Genomic DNA, 249 nt, shown 5'->3' on the forward strand with positions numbered 1-249 from the left:
GGTGCTCTTGCCGCAGCCGCTGGGGCCGAGGATGACGATCACCTCACCCGCCGCCACGCAGAGGTCCACTTCCTTTAGCACCTGCTGGGGGCCGAAGAACTTGTTGAAACCCTGGAACTCGATCAATGCGCTCATGCTTGCGTCCAGCGCCGTTCCAGCACGCGGGAGGCGGCTGACAACGGGTAGCAGATAAAGAAGAAAAACAGAAACAGCACGCCGTAGATCAGCACCGACTCGTAGGTGCGCTCG

Annotated in this window: 1 protein-coding gene and 1 pseudogene; both read right to left on the reverse strand. The window is 60.6% G+C overall.

Annotated elements, in window-relative coordinates; all coding sequences use genetic code 11:
- Positions 1-135: ATP-binding cassette domain-containing protein (locus SB725_RS32900; protein WP_410923662.1), on the reverse strand; the 135-nt coding region annotated here is incomplete at its 3' end.
- A pseudogene (locus tag SB725_RS32905) lies at positions 132-249 on the reverse strand (amino acid ABC transporter permease); the annotation flags it as partial. The pseudogene SB725_RS32905 and the gene SB725_RS32900, both read right to left, overlap by 4 nt.

It is taken from the genome of Pseudomonas sp. SIMBA_041 (assembly GCF_046535095.1).
Lineage (GTDB): Bacteria > Pseudomonadota > Gammaproteobacteria > Pseudomonadales > Pseudomonadaceae > Aquipseudomonas > Aquipseudomonas mucoides.